Genomic DNA, 16556 nt, shown 5'->3' with positions numbered 1-16556 from the left:
CCATGGCCGTAACACCCACAGCCGCGCTCGTCCAGACGCTCAACGGCATCCAGTTCGGGTTCATCCTGTTCATGATAGCCTCTGGACTGACCGTCATCCTGGGCATCCTGGACGTGTTGAACCTCGCCCACGGGGAGCTATTCTCGTTCGGTGCCTACACGGCAATCGGCGTGTTCGGCTTCGTCATCGGCGTCGTCGGCCCGCCGGGCGACGGCCTCGTCGGGACGGCCGTGTTCCTCTTTGCGGTCATCGCCGCCGTCCTCATCACGGCGGCCATTCTCCTGCCCGTGGGGACCGTCCTCGAAGCGGTGTTCCTGCGCCAGATTTACGACCGCGACCAGGTCTACCAGCTGGTCCTGACGTTTGCCCTCCTGCTTATTCTGCTCGACCTGAAGAAGTTCATCTGGGGGGACCAGTCCCTCAGAACCGACGCCGTCTACAGCGCGATAAACACCATCCCGACCAGCGAACTCATCGGGCTGAACTACCCGACCTACAACGTGTTCGTTATCCTCGTCGGCATGGCCTCCGTCGTCGGCCTGTTCTGGTTCTTCGAGCGGACCAAGACCGGCCGCATCATCCGCGCAACGGCCATCGACCGCGAGATGGCGACCGCCATCGGCGTCAGCACCGACCGCGTGTTCACGCTCGTGTTCGCCCTCGGAGCCTTTCTTGCCGGCTTCGCCGGTGCGATGGCCGTGCCGCCGACAGCGGCCACCCTGGAGATGGGGACCAATCCGCTCGTCCTGTCGTTCGTCGTCATCGTCATCGGCGGCCTCGGCAGCCTCCGGGGCGCGTTCGTCGGGGCCTTGCTGGTCGGCGTCATCCGTAGCTGGATGATTACGCTGTACCCGCCGGGCGAAATCGCCGCACCGTTCGCCATCATGGCGCTCATCCTGCTGGTCAAGCCCGAAGGGCTGTTTGGCACCTGGGGTGAGACGGCGTGATGCCGGAGCGGACCGACCGCGACGGGACGCCGGCGTATCGGTTCCTCGGCGTTGAAGTGACGCGGCGGGAGGCCGTGTTCCTGCTGATCGGGGTCGTCTTCCTGTTTCTCGTGCCGGACCTGACGACCCTCTCAGACAGCCTGCAACTCAGCGTCATCCATCAGGGCCTGCTGTTTGGCTTCGCGGCGGTCGGCCTGAACCTCCTGCTTCGCCACACCAAACTCACGTCCTTTGGCCACGCGGCCTTCTTCGGCACTGGCGCGTACGCCACCGCAGTTCTCGCGCGCTACGCCGGCGTCCAGAGCGTCGGCTTGCTGTTGCTCGGCGCTATCGCGGCTGCGACGGTGATGGCGGCCATCATCGGCGCGCTGTCGCTGCGCCACACCGGGCTGTACTTCGCGCTGCTGACGCTTGCGTTCGGCCAACTCCTGTACGCTATCGCGCTCGGCCAGAGCGCACTCGGTGGGAGCGACGGGCTCCCCATCCGGCCCGGGCCGGCCAATCAGCCGCTTCTGTTCGGGACTGCGTTCAGCCCCGACGTGTATCAGGTGCTGACGTACTACCTGACGGTGGTCGTCATCCTCATCGGCCTGTTCGTGATGTACCGCATCACGCAGTCGCCGTTCCGCAACGCCCTGGACGCCATCGGGCAGGAGCGGACCCGGGCACGGTTCATCGGCCTGCCGGTCCGCCGATACGTCTGGGTCGCGTTCGTCATCTCGGGCATCTACGGCGGCGTCGCGGGCGGGCTGTTCGCCGTCGTCCGGCAGTACATCCGCCCGGAGGAGTCGCTGTTTTTCCTCCGCTCGGGCGACATCCTGTTCATGGCGATCCTGGGCGGGTTCCGGACGCTCGTCGGGCCGCTGCTGGGCGGCGTCGTCCTCGTCTTCCTGCAGGACGTGGGCCAGGACGTTACCCAGTACTACGACTTCCTCACCGGTGTGATCCTCCTGATACTGGTGTATGGCTTCCCGCGGGGCATCGTCGGGTCGCTGCAATCCGGCGGCATCGTCAGCGCCCGCCTCGGGGAACTGCGCCGAGAGCCCTCCGTCCTCTCGACGTGGGGCCGGACAGCCGTCGAGACGACCGAGCGCAAGCTCGCCGAGTCGATGACTAGCCTGCGGATAATCCTCTTCGGAGCTGATTGAGATGCTCGAAGCACGCAACCTTCGCAAATCGTTTGGCGAACTGGTCGCAACTGACGATATCTCCATTGAGTTCGGGAAAGAGGAGGGCGAACTCGTCTTCATCGTCGGCCCGAACGGGGCCGGGAAGACGACGTTCATAAACCTCCTGACGGGCTTTCTCTCGCCGGACGAGGGCTCTATCGTCCTCGACGGCGAGGACATCACCGGCATGTCGGCCGACGGCCGCGTCGACGCCGGTATTGCCCGGAGCTTCCAGGTCGTGAAAGTGTTCGAGGAGATGACCGTCCGGGAGAACCTCCGAACTGTGGTGCTAACCGAGCAGGGCAAGACCTGGAGCCTGTTCTCGATGGCCGACGGCCATGCGGAAGTCGAGACTAAGGTCGACGAACTGCTGGCGAAGTTCCGACTCGAAGACGCCGCCGACACCGTCGCCGAAGAACTCCCCCACGGCGACCGAAAACTGCTGGACGTGGCGATGTCCTTCGGCCTCGACCCGGACTACCTCCTGCTCGACGAGCCGACCTCGGGCGTGTCCACCCGCGAGAAGGAGTACGTCATCGAGACCATCGTCGAGGTCGGTCGGGCCGAGGGCGTCACGACGGTCACCATCGAACACGATATGGACATTGTCACCGAGTACGCCGACCGCGTCGTGGCGCTGCATCAGGGAGCCGTCCACGGCGTCGGTCCGCCGACGATGCTCGAAACTGACGACGAACTCCGGCGGCTTCTCCTGGGGGTCGGCGCGGATGAGTAGCGAGCCCCTGCTCTCGGTTCGGGGCCTCAGCGCCGCTGTCGAGGGGTTCCAAGTGACCGAGGACATCGACCTCGACGTGAGCGCCGGGGAGGCGGTCGGCCTCGTCGGCCGCAACGGCGCGGGCAAGACGACCACCTTCCGGGGCATCATGGGCTTGACGCCGGTCTGGAGCGGGTCGGTCCGGTTCCGGGGCGAGGAGCTGACTGACATCCGCTCGGAGCTGATTCCCAAGCGAGGCATCGGCTACCAGCCCGAGGACCGGAAGCTGTTCACCGGGATGACCGTCGACGAGAACTTCCGGCTCCCCATCTGGACCAGCGGGAAAGCCCGCGGCATCGACGACGAGGACGCGGTCATCGAGAGCGTCTACGACGTGCTGACCGAACTCGACGACCGCCGGGACGCGAAGGTCCAGAACCTCAGCGGCGGCCAGGCGAAGATGGTCGCCATCGGCCGGGCGCTCGCGCTCCAGCCCGACCTGCTCATCCTCGACGAACCGCTGGAGGGGCTAGCTCCGGTCGTCGTCGAGAGCCTCAAACGCTACATTCAGGAGATTAACGACCGCGACATCGCCGTTCTCATCGCGGAGTCGAACGTCACGCACGTTCCCGAAGTCGTCGACCGCCTGTACGTCATCGAGCGCGGCGACATCGTCGCCAGCGGCGACCCCGAGGAGCTGGCAGCCGATGAGGACATCCAGAAGCTGATGCAGGGGAGCGGGACGGAGTAGGGACAGCACAGCGCCCCAGCCAGGCAATCAGTCGGTCACGTCGTTCATCGCCGTCGTGACGCGGTCGAGTATCTTCCGCTGGCTCCGTCGGAGGTTCTTCGAGATGGCCATCTTCGACACGTCGAACTCCTCGGCGAGCGACGACAAGGTCGCGTCCCTCGGCGTGTCGAAATAGCCGCCCTCGACAGCTTTCTCCAGCGTGTCTCGCTCCACATCCGACAGCTCCCGGCAGCCGTCGACCAGCCGCTTCGCCGAGTCGATGTTCTGCAACAGGTCATAGTAGTCCTCCAGGTCGACTGATTCCCGGGACCGGATGGTGTAGTCGTTGTCCCGTTCCAGTTCCGACAGCGTCCCGTCCGCGACCCGTTCGGTGTCGAAACCGACGTGCCAGATTTCCGAGCCCTCCCGGATGCGGAACGGTCCGGTGATATAGCCGCTGTGGTCGCGGATAACGTTCATCGCGTTCGTCTCGTCGATGCGCGAGCGGATGAGCGCCAGATCGCCCTTCCGGCGGAGGAGCTGATACGACTCCATGTGGTCGTGAGCTTCGAGCGCGTTCAGCCCGCGGTCCAGTTCCTCCCGGTCCGCGCCGTTGACCATGATCCGCGTCTCCAGCTCCCGCTCGACGGGGTGGAAATCCCACTGCTTGGCCAGGAACGACACCTCGTAGTCCAGTGTCGTGTCGATGTACGGACAGTCGTACTGGACCATGTCCATCTCGAGCGAGATCATAGGTAATCAATCGTGTGGGATTGTCTTAGTGGTTGGCTATCAGTCACGTAACCCACCCACACCAGTCACGCCGCAAACCCTTTTCACCGGGGGAGTTAATTTTCAGGCATGTACGTCCGGGATGCGAAAAACAGAGAGGAGGTCTGGCTGTTGGACCGTATCGAGGAGATGGGGCTGGACGAGACGGCCTTCAGATCCCGGGACTACGTTGTCGCTATCGACGAGGAGAGCCACGAAAAGGCGGGCTTTGGCCGCATCCGTATCCACAAAGGTGACGAGGAGCGAGTCTGTGAACTCACCAGCATCGGCGTCCTGCCCGAATGGCGCAACCAGGGCGTGGGCGCGCACGTCATCGAGCGCCTGGTCGAGTACGGCGGCGACGAGGGGTTCGACACCGTCTACTCGCTGACCAACGCCGCGGAGTACCTCGCGCAGTTCGGGTTCGAGCCGATCGACCCGGCACAGTTGCCCGGCTCGCTCCGGGACCGACTCGCGACGAAACAGGAGAACATCCAGCCCGACGCGGTGCCGCTCCGGGTGGCCGTCGACCGCTTCCAGGTCCCGGGACACCTCCGCAAGCGGTTCAAAGAGGCCAGTGCCGGCGAGTCCGAGGAACCCGAACCGGAGGCGGGTCCCGAAGACTTCGGCATCGACCCCGACGAAGCGACCTACAAGTACGACACCGGCGACTGATACTGTCGGCTGTCCCTGGTGCAAGATATTCGCCGTTCCGGGATGGCGAAGTCCTTCACAGACGGACAGCCGACAGTATGACTACCGCACATCGACGACCTCGATGTCGAACACGAGCGTTTTGCCGGACAGCTCGTGGTTGAAATCGACCTCGACGGCGTCGTCTCGAACCGCAGTCACGTCCCCGTGGAGACCGTTCTCGGCCTCGACGTGGAGGCCGACTTCCGGTTCTTTGCCGACCATCCCCTCGAAGGTCTCGGGATCGTACTCGCGGACGCGGTCGGCCTGGAACTCCCCGTAGGCCTTCGTCGGGGGCACCGTGACGGTGGCCTCCTCGCCCGCGGTCATTCCGACGAGGGCCTCATCGAGTCCCTCGATGATCTCACCCGCACCGACGGTAAAGGAAAGCGGCGTGTACTCGCTCGCATCGACGCCCTGGGCCTCGATGAGTCCGTGCTCCCTGGCGATTTCGGGACGGGACGTGTCGAAGACCCCGCCGTCATCGAAGCGACCGACGTACTCGATGGTGACGCCGTTACCCGGTTCGATTGGCATACGTCTCCGTTGGACACGGACAACATAAACCCACCACGGAACGGTGCGCTATCGTTTCGACGGGAGACGGGCATTACAAACCGTGAAGGATTTGGGAACCCTTAAGCCTCCGCCGTCCGAGGGTCCGTCCATGTTTGACCCCGACGAGCTGGAGCAGATACGGGCGTCGAAGGCTCAGTGGGAGGAAGACGATGTCCAGCCTACCGTCGACCGCTTTGGCGAGCGCAAGGAGACGTTCACCACGGACACCGAGGGCCACGAGGTAGACCGTCTGTACACGCCCGAAGACATCGCCGATCTCGACTACGAGGAAGACCTGGGCTTTCCCGGTCAGGAGCCGTACACCCGCGGGGTGTACCCGACCGGCTATCGGGGTCGCCTCTGGACGATGCGTCAGTACGCCGGGATGGGGACGGCGACGGAGACCAACGAGCGGTTCAACTACCTCCTCGACCAGGGCCAGACCGGGCTCTCGATGGCGTTTGACCTCCCGACGCAGATGGGGTACGCCTCTGATCACCCGATGGCCGCCGGCGAAGTCGGCAAGACCGGCGTCGCCATCGACTCGTTAGACGACATGGAGACCGTGTTCGACGGCATCCCGCTAGACGAGGTGTCGACGAGCATGACAATCAACGCCCCTGCGTCGGTGCTTTTGGCGATGTACATCGCTGTCGGCGACAAGCAGGGCGTCGACCGCGAGGAACTCCGGGGAACCATCCAGAACGACGTGCTGAAGGAGTACATCGCCCGGAACACCTTCATCTATCCACCGGAGCCATCGATGCGGCTCATCACCGATATCTTCGACTTTTGTGCCGCCGAGACGCCGAATTTCAACACCATCTCCATCTCGGGGTATCACATCCGCGAGGCCGGCTCGACGGCCGCCCAGGAGATCGCGTTTACGCTCGGCGACGGCATCGAGTACGTCGAGGCCGCCATCGAGGCCGGGCTTGATGTCGACGAGTTCGCCCCGCAGCTATCCTTCTTCTTTGCCTCCTACAACAACATCTTCGAGGAAGTGGCGAAGTTCCGGGCGGCGCGTCGTCTCTGGGCGAAAATCATGGACGAGCGCTTCGACGCCCAGAATCCCAAGTCCAAACAGTTGAAGTTCCACACCCAGACCGCCGGGTCGACGTTGACCGCCCAGCAGATCGAAAACAACGTCGTCCGCGTCTCTTACCAGGCGCTCGCGGCGGTGCTTGGCGGGACCCAGAGCCTCCACACCAACGGCAAGGACGAGGCTATCGGCCTCCCGACCGAGCAATCCGTCCGAACGGCGCTGCGGACCCAGCAGATTCTCGCGCATGAGTCCGGCGCAGCCGACACTATCGACCCGCTCGCCGGCAGCTACTACGTCGAATCGCTGACCGACGAACTCGAAGCCGAAGCCCGAACGCTCATCGAGGAAGTCGACGAGCGCGGCGGGATGCGCCGCGCCATCGAGGAGCAGTGGGTCCAGCGCCAGATTCAGGACGTGGCCTTCGAGCGCCAGCGCGAACAGGAAGACGGCGAGCGAATCATCGTCGGCGTCAACGAGTACCAGGTCGAAGAGGAGGGCGAACAGGACATCGAGGAGGTCGACGAGGCCGTCGAGCAGGCCCAGCAGGACAACGTCGCCACCGTGCGGGAGGAACGCGACGACGAGGCCGTCGAGGCGAAACTCGAAGCACTTCGAGGGGCCGCCGAGGGCGACGAGAACGTCATGCCATACATCATCGACGCCGTGAAGGTGTACGCCACGACCGGTGAGGTGTGTGACGTGCTCCGGGACGTGTTCGGGGAGTACCAGCCCGGCTCGTCGATGTAAGCGCGGTGCGGAGGTGAGTTCGGCCGTGTTCCAGCGGCTCCCAGAACTATAAGCCACCCCGGTGTACGGTCGCCCATGCGCTTCGACCACGCCGGGATTGCGACCGACGACGCCGACCCGCTTGCGGACCTGTTCGCCGACGCCTTCGAGACACCGGTCGTCCACGAGGAGACGTTCGACGGGCTGCAGGTGACGTTTCTCGATATGGGCAATGGCTACTTCGAACTGTTAGAGCCGCTACCGGATGCAGACGGCGCAATTCCCGGATACATCGACAGCAACGGGCCGGGCATCCACCACGTCGCACTGGGGACCGAAGACATCGCGGCCGCGCTAGAGGCGGTCAGTGACTGTGGCATCGACCTGATAGACGAGGAGCCACGGCCGGGCGCGTGGGGCCACGACGTGGCCTTTCTCCATCCGAGCACGACCGGCGGCGTGCTCGTGGAGTTAGTCGAACACTAATTTACGTCTCCTCGGGTGCGGACTCACTCGCCGCTGTCGAGAAAGGCCGCGAACCGTTCCTCGGCTCCCGGCGTCAACCGTTCCGGCGGCTCCGCGAACCACGCCGCCCCCACGAGTTCCGACTCGTCCACGTCGAGAGCGCCTTTCTTGTACGCCGCTTCGAGGTAGATATCCAGCGTGTGTACCGACCCCTGCGCGTCGGTGTCCGGGTAGTACTTCGAGTGAACGACCTCCGCGACGCCGGTGACCGTACAGCGGATGCCGGTCTGTTCGTTGACGCGACGGACCGCAGTGCCCTGGACCGACTCGTACTCGTCGCCCTTGCCGCCGCCAGGCAGTGCCCACATGTCAGCGCCGCGGCCCAACACGAGCAGCACGCGGTCGCGGGTGTCGCCGGCCGCCTGGTCGGGTATCTGGTCGCTCAGCTCCGGGAACTCCGTGCCGTCGCGGGTGACGAACACGACGCTGTTGCCGGAGTAGCCGGTCCCGCGCGTCGCGGCGAACACGTCAGCGTATTCATCCGGCGACAGCTCGAAGCTCTCCTCGGTGACCGGGACCTCGTCGTAGGCTGCTTCCAGACTCGAAATGCGCTTGTCGACGTTCGTCTGATTGATCTTCTCCGTGAGATTCGTGTCACCGGCCCCCGCGTCGGCTGGGGTGTCGTCGTCAGTCATACGGGGTGATACTGCGGGGCACCGATAAGTGCCGCGGTCCAAACAATGAAAAAGAACTTGTATTTTGCTTGTCTCTTTCCGGACATGAAAGCGATTGTCCTTGCGGGAGGGTACGCCACTCGGCTCTGGCCAGTCACCAAGCACCGGCCCAAGATGTTGCTTCCCGTCGGTGACACGACCGTCATCGACCGGATTCTCGGCGAGTTAGAGGAGGACAATCGCATTACGGACGTGTTCGTCAGCACGAACCAGCGCTTTGCCGACGATTTCCGGGACCACATCGCTGCGAGTAGCTTCGAGAAGCCGTCCCTGACCGTCGAGGAAACCGCCGAGGAGGACGAGAAGTTCGGCGTCGTCGGCGCGCTCGCCCAACTAGTCGACCGGGAAGGACTCGGCGACGAGGACCTGCTGGTCATCGCCGGCGACAACCTCATCAGCTTCGACATCGCCGAGTTCATCGACTACTTCGAACAGTACGACGACCCAACGCTCGCCGCCTACGATGTCGGCTCCCGCGAGAAGGCCAGTTCCTACGGCCTCATCGAACTCGACGGCGAGGCGGTCACGGATTTCCAGGAAAAGCCAGACGACCCCAACAGCACGCTCGTCTCTATCGCCTGCTACGCGTTCCCGGCCGATGCGATCCGCTTCGAGGAGTATCTCGAAGACGGCAACAACCCCGACGAACCCGGCTGGTTCATCCAGTGGCTCGTCGACGACGGGCCAGTCCGTGCGTTCACCTTCGACGACGCCTGGTACGACATCGGGACCCCCGAGAGCTACCTGGAGGCCGTCGCCTGGGAACTCGACGGCGACAACGTCGTTGCGGAGGACGCAACCATCGAGAACACCACGCTCGGCGAGAACGTCCACGTCCTCTCGGGGGCCGAGGTCGTCAACTCCAGTCTCGACGGCACCATCGTGTTCCCCGACACGACCATCATCGATTCGGACATCCGCCAGTCGATCATCGACCGGGATACGCAGGTCGAGAGCCTGGACCTGGCCGGCGCGCTCATCGGCGCGCACACGCAGCTCACGGACGGAACCTGACCGATCTAGCCGTTTTCGACCGTCCCGATTACGCCAGCCACGCGTCTTCAATTTTGAGCGTCCCCCGGCTGCCATCGTACCTTTTTCATCGTCGGGTGTCCTCGGGCCGATGGCCCTGTGGGCACCACTCGATGAAAAATCTACGCTAAAAAGCCGGTCGCTCGTTCGCGTTGCTCACTCCCGACCGGTCCGACACCGAATCACGCCAGCCACGCATCTTCAATTTTGAGCGTCCCCCGGCTGCCGTCCCACTCCGTCTCGTACTCCAGTTCGATACGGCGGTCCATGTGTGGCCCGTCGGTCACGAGCGTCTCGAACTCGCCGCCCTCCCCGAGAATGTGGACGCCGTACTCGTCGTTGAGCGCCTCCAGTTCGTCGAGTGCGTCGGCATCGAGCGTGCGGCCCAGCCAGGACTCGTCGAGGCCGTAGGCGGCCACGCGGATGATCCGTATTTCGAAGCCGGCATCCAGCATCGCGTCGGCGAGGTCGCGGGGGTTTTCCTGCCACAGCGGCGCGAACACGTTGGCTTCAAGGCGGTCGGCCATCGATTCGATGCGGGTCGTCTGGTACTCGCTTTCGACCGCGCCGGCGGTGACACCGGTGATGCCGCCATCCAGGTCGGCGTCAAGCTCCCGCAGCGCGGCCTCCAGCGGTTCGAGTTCGGCATCGCCCTGTGCGCCGGAATCGGGCACGTCGTCGGCGTCGAAATCGTCCGGTTCGACTTCGACCAGCGGGATACCGATGCTCTCGGCGGCAAGCCCGGCCAGGCGGGTCGCCGGCACGTGGTACATGTAGGAATCTCCCTCCGGGTGCACCGTCACCAGTCGCTCGACAGGATGACCGCGTTCCAGTGCTCGGTACAGCGCCCATGAAGAGTCTTTGCCGCCGGAGAACAGCGACACCCACGCACCGTCTGTCATAGCCATCGGTAGCCGACGGCGGCGTAAATCGCTGTCTATTCCACCAGTTCGTCCTCGATGTCGGTGTGGCTGACGTAGGTCGCCACCCGGACGCCGACGAGGCTGATGAGGATGCCGGCGAGGATGAAAACCGCCAGCCGGGGGCCGGCATCCAGCGTGAAGCCCTGAATCTGGACGACACCGAGATCAGTCGGTCGAACGCGGAACGGCCCGAATACACCGCCGCGTTCGAGGAAGTACGCAGAAAAACCGCGAACGACGAGACCGACCGCGACCGCACCGAACGGCAGGTTCACGTACGCGCTCCGGACCCCTTCTTGCTGGATGAGTTCGTCCAGCAGGCGACCCAGCGAGGCGGCCAGCGCAGCGCCGGTCAGCCACGGCACCGACGCGAAGGCAAAGCGGTTCACAAGCAGGAACAGGCTGATGTCTTCGACCGCCGAGACGCCCAACACGCCAGCGAAGATGCCGACGAGCGAGAGGCCGGCGGCGACGACGTACGTCACGAGCGACACCTGGCCCGAGTACAGCGCTTCCCGAGTCTGGCCAGGCAGGCGTGAGAGGTACGTATCGATACCGAGGCCCTTGTAGATGAGGAACACGCCGATGGCGGCTGCGATAGCACCGACGGCGATGGTCGGGCTGGTGACGACGAGCAACAGCGGGAACGCGAGCATGATGATCCCGACCGGGACCAGTACGGTCTTGCGCAGTTCCTCGTCGGCCAGGAACTGCTTAAGCAGGTAGTACGTCGACTCGATGTCGCGGGCCTGGCGGACGACGACCCGGTCGACGGCGTCGACCTGAACCCGGCTCTCGATGATGGGGACCAGCCGCTCGTCGTCGGCGCTATCGACGACGACGACCGCGGAGTCCGGGTCGTGCTCGGCGACCAGGTCGTCGATCTGGCTGGCGATTTCCCGGTCCGAGCCGACGCTGTCGCTCCCGCCCCCGACGACGGCGAGGATCGGTTCGGAGCCCTCGGCTTCGAGTTCGTCCGCGACCGCAAGCCCTTCCAGAAGGCAGTTGACCCGGCTGTCTTCCGGATCCACGACGCCAGTCTGCGTGATGAGTGCCTCGACGGCGTCGCGGCCGACGACGGGACACGCCGCTGTGGCCGGACTGTCCCTGTCGATACACACCACCAGCGTAGTCACACTACGGCGAAGGCGGTCCCCGAATAAAAAACCTCCCGAGCTATCGCCGGAAGGAAAGCCCCTCAATGTCGCCGTCGGCGACGCCGGCGATACCCGCGCCGAGGGCGAAGGCGACCTGCTGTGCGCCCCCACGGAGCTTGCCCGCGAGCCCGCGCTCGGGCTCGTACTGCTTGACCGTCACGTCCTCGCCGAGTCGCTGCTCCAGGCTGGCCTCCACGTCGTCACGCGTCCCGAGCCGGTCGACAAGCCCGCGTTTCTCGGCCGCGTCGCCGAGGAAGATACGCGCCTCGGTGTCTTTGAGCGTCTCGGCGTCCATCTCGCGGCCCTCGGCCACGGTGTCGATGAACTGGTCGTAGTAGTCATCGACGATGCCCTGCAGGTACTCGCGCTCGTCGTCGGTCATTTCCTTCAACGGCACACCGGCGTCCTTGTACTCGCCGGCGGTGAACTGCTCGTAAGAGAGGCCCAGGCGGTCGGCCAGCTCCTTGCCGTTGACCCGCGAGCCGACGACGCCGATAGAGCCGACGATAGAGCCCTCCCGCGCCCACAGTTCGTCACAGCCGGCGGCGATATCGTAGCCGCCGCTGGCACAGACATCCGTCGCATAGGCGATGGTCGGGCCGTCGAACTCTTCGGCTGCGAGACGGATGTCCTCGCTGGGAACGATCTCGCCGCCGGGGGTGTTCAGTTTCAGCATGAGCGCCTGCGAACCGCGGTCATCGTCGGCGCGTTCGATCTGTTCCACGATGTCGTCGGCCGACGCGCCGACCGGCGGACTGGTGATGCCGCCACCGCCGTCGCGGCTAATCGGCCCCTCGACGGCGACTTCCGCGACGTTGTGTGCTGGCAGCAGCGACCCGGCGACGTTGCCGCCGATGCGTGCGGCGGCGACGGCAACGGCAAGGACCAGCACGACGCCGAGCAACTGGGCGAGGTTGTCGGGGACGGTGACGAACAACGCCCAGCCCACGACAACGGCGATACCGATGATGACCAGAACTAGCAGCCCACGAACGATGTCGTCTCCGCCCGCCATTACTGATACATCCCGAGCGGTCGCGCGCTCGTGCTCTCCTCCTGGTTCTCCTGAAGTTGCTGTGCAAGTTGGGCCTTGGCCCGGCCGATCTCTTCGGCCTGTTCGACCAGCGCCTCGGTGTCGACCTCGAAGTCAGCCAGCGGGCTGATAGCGGTCTGCAGGAGCGCTCGCGCCGCTTCTGGGTCGGGGAACTGCTGGTCGGCTTCGGCGATGAGCCCGATACTCGTCAGCCCGACTCGCTGTGATTCATGCACCAGCGCGCCGGTGGGGCCGGTGATCGCCCCGTTTTCCGAGGGCGGGTCCACGTTCGCCTCTTTGAGCATCGCCGCCCCGTCGCCGGTCGAAACGCCGTACACGTCCGGCACCCCGTCTTTCTCTGCGGGGCGGCCGCTGAGATAGATCGGCGTCACGTCGTTTTCCAGAAACCAGCCGACGATACAGCCGGCGAAGTCCGTCGCGCCGGAGGGCGAGATCGGCGCGTCGCTCTGGAGGACGAGCAGGTTGCGTTCCTCGTCCGCGTACAGCCGGACTGGCGGACGGATTTCCGGGTCCTCATCCGCGTACACGGCGATTTCCGGCAGCCCGTCACAGTGGACTGCAGCGTAGTACTCCATGTCGTAGGCATCGACGAGATGGTCGGCGGCTATCTTGCCGACGAGGCCGACCCCCGGGAGTCCTTCGACCAGTGTCGGCGAGTCGAGCGAAATGTCGTCGCGGTGGACCTGTACGTGTGCCATACCACAGGTATCGGCCGCCGGCGGCTTGAAAGCCATGGGCCGGTGCCGTTCGAAACCCACAAACCGACCGCCAGCGAACGCCGGACAATGGAACCACTCGACCGCTACCGACCCATCATCGACGACTTCGAGGCGTTCATCGACGCATGTGAACGCCCGTTGCCGTCGGCTGTGCGGGTCAACACCATCAAAGCCTCCGTCGAGCGGGTCCGGACGGCGCTTGCGGAATCGAACATCGCCTACGACCCCGTCGACTGGCACGACGGCCTGTTCGTCCTGCCCGAGGACTCTCCCGGCGCGAACTGGCCGTATTTCCACGGCTGGATTCACGGCCAGGAGGAGGTGTCCGTGATTCCTGCCGAAGTCCTCGACCCACAGCCCGGTGAGCGGGTCTGGGACGCCTGTGCCGCACCGGGCAGCAAGACCACCCAGCTCGCCTCGCTGATGGAGGATACCGGCGAAGTCGTCGCCACCGACAACAACCTCGGGCGGATCTCGGCGCTGCGGACCAACACCGAACGACTGGGCGCGACAACAGTGGCCGTCACCCACGAAGACGGCCGCAACCACTCGGTCAAGCCCTTCGGCGGCGAGGAATACGACCGGGCGCTCGTGGACGTGCCCTGCTCCTGTGAGGGAACGGTCCGCAAGAACCCCGACACGCTGGAGGACTGGACGCTCTCGCACGTCGAAGGCATCTCCGGCGTCCAGAAGGGCATCCTCAAACGCGCCGTCGAGGTGACCGAACCCGGCGGTACCGTCGTCTACTCGACGTGCACGTTCGCCCCGGAGGAGAACGAGGCCGTGCTGGACTACGTGCTGGAGGAGGCGGCCTGCGAAATCGTGGACTACGACCTTCCGCTGTCCCACGCACCCGGAATCACCGAGTGGCAGGACGACACATTCGACCCGAGCGTGACCAACGCCAAGCGCATCTACCCGCATCACAACGACACGGGCGGGTTCTTCTGTGCGAAACTGGAGGTGCCAGCCGAATGAGCGACCAGAGCACGGTGTTCACGCGGCTCCCCGAAACGGACGACGAGCGCGAGGACCCCGAGCGGGCGACGCGAGCCGAAGTCCTCGACTTCTGGCAGGACCGCTTCGGCGTCCCGCCGGATACCTTCGAAGGCTACACGTTCTGGGAACGCGGCGCTGGCAAACTGTGGCTGTATCAGGGCAGCCCGCCGTCGCCGGTCGACATCGAAGGCCTGGGAATGACGGTCCTGCGGACACGCCAGGAACACTGGAAGCCCACGCTGGAGGCCGTCCAGCGGTTCGGCGACCGTGCCTCGAAAAACGTCATCCACCTCGACGAGGACGCCGCCCGAGCATTCGTCGCCGGCGAGGACCAGGAACGCGACTGGGACGGCGACTGGGGGTATCTCGTCGTCACGCACGACCTGGCTGGCGGGACCGAACCGGTCGGCGTCGGCCTGTACGTCTACGGCGAACTCCGGTCACAGGTGCCGAAGGGCCGCCGGCGCGAGGTCTGACCGGCGGGTGCGGTTCGCTACGCTTCTCGGTCCCGCGGCTCGATAGTCCCGCTCCCCAGCCCTTCCCAGGCGACGCGGTACCCGAGGCGGGCGAGGGCGGCGCTGTCGTCCTCGATACCGTAGTCGGCAAGCCGCTCAGTCGCCGTCTCGTAGGCCATCCCGGGCTGGATTTGCTCGGCCAGTTCGTCCAGCACGGCGGGGTCGACGAGCGTGCGGCCGACGCGCTCGTGGGCGGGAAAAGCCATGTCTTCGAGCACGTCCTCGCTAACGCCGTGCTCCGCGGCGAGGTCGGCGAGCGAGATAACTGCGGCGTCCGGACGGAGTTCGTCGGGAATCTCCGCGGCACTTTCCCGTACCAGTCGCTCCTCGTAGGGCCGCAGCGCGTCCCGCACGTCTTTCACTCTAACTGTACCAGAATACGGAATTGCCCGGTTGTCCGTCGCTTCGATTTCGTCCCCGACGCCGAGTGACTCGTCGACGGCGACCAGCATCTCCACGTCCTCCAGCGCGTCGAGGCGAGCGAGTTTCTTCGCGACGTACTCCGGCGTCCAGAAGCCCATAATCTCGAAGAAAACGCGGAACGGGGCGTCGTCACCGGCAGTTCCGTCAGCCCCGTTCGAATCCCCGTCACCTCGCCCGGTGTCCCGCACTCCGGTATCAGCACCGGGTCGCCACTCGAAGGCGAAATCCGGGATGACGACGTGTTCGCCGGCCGCCAGGGGTTCGGGCTCGCGGATCAGGTCCCAGTCGAGGCCCAGTGCGGCGAACCGGCCGGCGAAGTCGGCTTCGACGCCGCTGTCGTAGCTGACCTCGGCCACAGGGTCAACGCCGGGAACGGAGATGTCCCCGTCCGAGAGGGTGAGTTCCCGCTCGGTTCCCCGGTCATCGATGGTCGCCGTCAGCTCCCACTCACTCGCGGCCGCGACCGTCCGAAGGAGGCGGGCGAAGCGCGTGCCGTACCGGCGCGTGTTCGAGAACAGCGCGTCCGGTCCTGTGACGACCACTTCACGGCCGGTCTCTGTCCGCCGGATCTCGTACATCAGCCGGAGGCGTTTGACCGCCGAAACGAGCGCTTTTGGGTCAGAGGAGCGAACCTGCACCTCGGTCGCGTCGAACAGCGCCGTCTGTGCCAGCGAGAGGTTGTACTGGGTCCGCAGTTCGGCCGGTCCCCAACGCGAGGCGACGTTCGTGAGAATCTGGCGCGATTCCCGGTCGGCGTACAGCGCGTCGGCCAGCGCCCCGGCGTCCGTACCGAAGTGGTCGGCCGCTTCGGAGAGTGCCTGCTCACGCTCCGCCTCGCTCACGACGCCGACGCCTGCGGCGGCTTCGAACACCCGTCGCCGCACTCGAACTGGGTCGACCGGGGCCTGCGTCTCGAAGGTGGCCTCCCGCTCGACGAGTTTCGCCAGCCCGCGAACGAGCTTGAAATCGTCGGCCTCCCGCTCTACGTTCGCGAGTGCTGCCTCCAGCGTCTCGCGGGACTCGCCGACGTGGCCCTGGTAGATACCCAGGACGCGGGCCGCCAGCCGCTCCGCCTCGGCGTCGGCGAACTGCAGGTGGTAGCCGCCGCCGGCCCGGGACACCCGCAGGAGGTCTTTCGTCAGCACACGCGTGTGTCCGCGACGGAGCGACAAAAACGCGGG

Annotated in this window: 18 protein-coding genes; 10 read left to right on the top strand and 8 right to left on the bottom strand. The window is 65.3% G+C overall.

Annotated elements, in window-relative coordinates:
• Positions 1–2 precede the first annotated feature (2 nt).
• The 4 genes from NDI54_RS08200 to NDI54_RS08185 are packed head-to-tail and all read left to right on the top strand — an operon-like array spanning position 3 to position 3582.
• On the top strand, positions 3–947 hold the full coding sequence (locus NDI54_RS08200) for a branched-chain amino acid ABC transporter permease (RefSeq protein WP_310895971.1): 945 nt from the start codon (positions 3–5) through the stop codon (positions 945–947).
• Positions 947–2095 carry a branched-chain amino acid ABC transporter permease gene (locus NDI54_RS08195; RefSeq protein WP_310895970.1) on the top strand — a complete coding sequence of 383 codons (1149 nt, stop codon included), beginning with the start codon at positions 947–949 and terminating at the stop codon, positions 2093–2095. Before NDI54_RS08200 ends, NDI54_RS08195 begins: the two co-directional genes overlap by 1 nt.
• Before the next feature lies 1 nt (position 2096).
• Positions 2097–2852, top strand: a complete 756-nt coding sequence (locus NDI54_RS08190) for an ABC transporter ATP-binding protein (RefSeq protein WP_310895969.1) — start codon at positions 2097–2099, stop codon at positions 2850–2852.
• Entirely contained in the window at positions 2845–3582 is a 738-nt protein-coding gene (locus NDI54_RS08185; RefSeq protein ID WP_310895968.1) for a branched-chain amino acid ABC transporter ATP-binding protein, read from the top strand. The genes NDI54_RS08190 and NDI54_RS08185 overlap by 8 nt, the downstream gene beginning before the upstream one ends.
• A 27-nt stretch (positions 3583–3609) precedes the next feature.
• On the opposite strand, the gene NDI54_RS08180 is transcribed toward NDI54_RS08185, so the two are convergent.
• On the bottom strand, positions 3610–4314 hold the full coding sequence (locus NDI54_RS08180) for a helix-turn-helix domain-containing protein (protein WP_310895967.1): 705 nt from the start codon (positions 4312–4314) through the stop codon (positions 3610–3612).
• Between the two features lie 108 nt (positions 4315–4422).
• On the opposite strand from NDI54_RS08180, the gene NDI54_RS08175 reads away from it, so the two are divergent.
• Positions 4423–5007, top strand: a complete 585-nt coding sequence (locus NDI54_RS08175) for a GNAT family N-acetyltransferase (protein WP_310895966.1) — start codon at positions 4423–4425, stop codon at positions 5005–5007.
• 81 nt (positions 5008–5088) lie between these two features.
• On the opposite strand, the gene NDI54_RS08170 is transcribed toward NDI54_RS08175, so the two are convergent.
• Positions 5089–5562: an FKBP-type peptidyl-prolyl cis-trans isomerase gene (locus tag NDI54_RS08170; protein WP_310895965.1), complete on the bottom strand. Its 474-nt coding sequence runs from the start codon at positions 5560–5562 to the stop codon at positions 5089–5091.
• Positions 5563–5692: 130 nt separating this feature from the next.
• On the opposite strand from NDI54_RS08170, the gene NDI54_RS08165 reads away from it, so the two are divergent.
• Both NDI54_RS08165 and mce read left to right on the top strand, forming a co-directional pair.
• Positions 5693–7375, top strand: a complete 1683-nt coding sequence (locus tag NDI54_RS08165) for an acyl-CoA mutase large subunit family protein (RefSeq protein ID WP_310895964.1) — start codon at positions 5693–5695, stop codon at positions 7373–7375.
• A 75-nt stretch (positions 7376–7450) separates the two neighbouring features.
• On the top strand, positions 7451–7840 hold the full coding sequence (gene mce / locus NDI54_RS08160) for a methylmalonyl-CoA epimerase (RefSeq protein ID WP_310895963.1): 390 nt from the start codon (positions 7451–7453) through the stop codon (positions 7838–7840).
• 23 nt (positions 7841–7863) lie between these two features.
• On the opposite strand, the gene NDI54_RS08155 is transcribed toward mce, so the two are convergent.
• On the bottom strand, positions 7864–8514 hold the full coding sequence (locus NDI54_RS08155; RefSeq protein WP_310895962.1) for an NUDIX hydrolase: 651 nt from the start codon (positions 8512–8514) through the stop codon (positions 7864–7866).
• A gap of 84 nt (positions 8515–8598) precedes the next feature.
• Between NDI54_RS08155 and NDI54_RS08150 the strand changes: the two genes are divergently transcribed.
• Complete coding sequence (locus tag NDI54_RS08150) at positions 8599–9567, top strand: NDP-sugar synthase (RefSeq protein ID WP_310895961.1); 969 nt, start codon at positions 8599–8601, stop codon at positions 9565–9567.
• A 200-nt stretch (positions 9568–9767) separates the two neighbouring features.
• Here NDI54_RS08150 and NDI54_RS08145 read toward each other — a convergent pair whose 3' ends face one another.
• From NDI54_RS08145 to NDI54_RS08130, 4 genes are read right to left on the bottom strand one after another with little or no spacing between them, the layout of a single operon-like run.
• Positions 9768–10487: a diphthine--ammonia ligase gene (locus NDI54_RS08145; RefSeq protein WP_310895960.1), complete on the bottom strand. Its 720-nt coding sequence runs from the start codon at positions 10485–10487 to the stop codon at positions 9768–9770.
• A gap of 35 nt (positions 10488–10522) precedes the next feature.
• Positions 10523–11644, bottom strand: coding sequence for a DUF373 family protein (locus NDI54_RS08140; RefSeq protein ID WP_310895959.1), 1122 nt, complete (start codon positions 11642–11644; stop codon positions 10523–10525).
• Positions 11645–11684: 40 nt separating this feature from the next.
• Positions 11685–12680 carry a signal peptide peptidase SppA gene (gene sppA, locus NDI54_RS08135; RefSeq protein ID WP_310895958.1) on the bottom strand — a complete coding sequence of 332 codons (996 nt, stop codon included), beginning with the start codon at positions 12678–12680 and terminating at the stop codon, positions 11685–11687.
• Positions 12680–13453, bottom strand: coding sequence for a proteasome assembly chaperone family protein (locus tag NDI54_RS08130; RefSeq protein WP_310895957.1), 774 nt, complete (start codon positions 13451–13453; stop codon positions 12680–12682). Before NDI54_RS08130 ends, sppA begins: the two co-directional genes overlap by 1 nt.
• Positions 13454–13504: 51 nt before the next feature.
• Between NDI54_RS08130 and NDI54_RS08125 the strand changes: the two genes are divergently transcribed.
• Positions 13505–14416, top strand: a complete 912-nt coding sequence (locus NDI54_RS08125; RefSeq protein WP_310895956.1) for an RsmB/NOP family class I SAM-dependent RNA methyltransferase — start codon at positions 13505–13507, stop codon at positions 14414–14416.
• Positions 14413–14913 carry a DUF7122 family protein gene (locus tag NDI54_RS08120; RefSeq protein WP_310895955.1) on the top strand — a complete coding sequence of 167 codons (501 nt, stop codon included), beginning with the start codon at positions 14413–14415 and terminating at the stop codon, positions 14911–14913. The genes NDI54_RS08125 and NDI54_RS08120 overlap by 4 nt, the downstream gene beginning before the upstream one ends.
• Before the next feature lie 17 nt (positions 14914–14930).
• Here the strand turns inward: NDI54_RS08120 and NDI54_RS08115 are convergent, their stop codons facing one another.
• Positions 14931–16520 carry a DUF790 family protein gene (locus NDI54_RS08115; protein WP_310895954.1) on the bottom strand — a complete coding sequence of 530 codons (1590 nt, stop codon included), beginning with the start codon at positions 16518–16520 and terminating at the stop codon, positions 14931–14933.
• Positions 16521–16556: the final 36 nt, after the last annotated feature.

Origin of the sequence: Haloarcula terrestris, assembly GCF_031624315.1 — an archaeon.
In the GTDB taxonomy this organism is placed as follows: domain Archaea; phylum Halobacteriota; class Halobacteria; order Halobacteriales; family Haloarculaceae; genus Haloarcula; species Haloarcula terrestris.
This window is presented reverse-complemented; position numbering and strand designations above follow the sequence as displayed.

Coding starts and splice junctions, on each gene's coding strand:
- NDI54_RS08200 (WP_310895971.1), top strand. CDS start 3: ATGGCCGTAACACCCACAGCCGCGCTCGTCCAGACGCTCAACGGCATC.
- NDI54_RS08195 (WP_310895970.1), top strand. CDS start 947: ATGCCGGAGCGGACCGACCGCGACGGGACGCCGGCGTATCGGTTCCTC.
- NDI54_RS08190 (WP_310895969.1), top strand. CDS start 2,097: ATGCTCGAAGCACGCAACCTTCGCAAATCGTTTGGCGAACTGGTCGCA.
- NDI54_RS08185 (WP_310895968.1), top strand. CDS start 2,845: ATGAGTAGCGAGCCCCTGCTCTCGGTTCGGGGCCTCAGCGCCGCTGTC.
- NDI54_RS08180 (WP_310895967.1), bottom strand. CDS start 4,314: ATGATCTCGCTCGAGATGGACATGGTCCAGTACGACTGTCCGTACATC.
- NDI54_RS08175 (WP_310895966.1), top strand. CDS start 4,423: ATGTACGTCCGGGATGCGAAAAACAGAGAGGAGGTCTGGCTGTTGGAC.
- NDI54_RS08170 (WP_310895965.1), bottom strand. CDS start 5,562: ATGCCAATCGAACCGGGTAACGGCGTCACCATCGAGTACGTCGGTCGC.
- NDI54_RS08165 (WP_310895964.1), top strand. CDS start 5,693: ATGTTTGACCCCGACGAGCTGGAGCAGATACGGGCGTCGAAGGCTCAG.
- mce (WP_310895963.1), top strand. CDS start 7,451: ATGCGCTTCGACCACGCCGGGATTGCGACCGACGACGCCGACCCGCTT.
- NDI54_RS08155 (WP_310895962.1), bottom strand. CDS start 8,514: ATGACTGACGACGACACCCCAGCCGACGCGGGGGCCGGTGACACGAAT.
- NDI54_RS08150 (WP_310895961.1), top strand. CDS start 8,599: ATGAAAGCGATTGTCCTTGCGGGAGGGTACGCCACTCGGCTCTGGCCA.
- NDI54_RS08145 (WP_310895960.1), bottom strand. CDS start 10,487: ATGACAGACGGTGCGTGGGTGTCGCTGTTCTCCGGCGGCAAAGACTCT.
- sppA (WP_310895958.1), bottom strand. CDS start 12,680: ATGGCGGGCGGAGACGACATCGTTCGTGGGCTGCTAGTTCTGGTCATC.
- NDI54_RS08130 (WP_310895957.1), bottom strand. CDS start 13,453: ATGGCTTTCAAGCCGCCGGCGGCCGATACCTGTGGTATGGCACACGTA.
- NDI54_RS08125 (WP_310895956.1), top strand. CDS start 13,505: ATGGAACCACTCGACCGCTACCGACCCATCATCGACGACTTCGAGGCG.
- NDI54_RS08120 (WP_310895955.1), top strand. CDS start 14,413: ATGAGCGACCAGAGCACGGTGTTCACGCGGCTCCCCGAAACGGACGAC.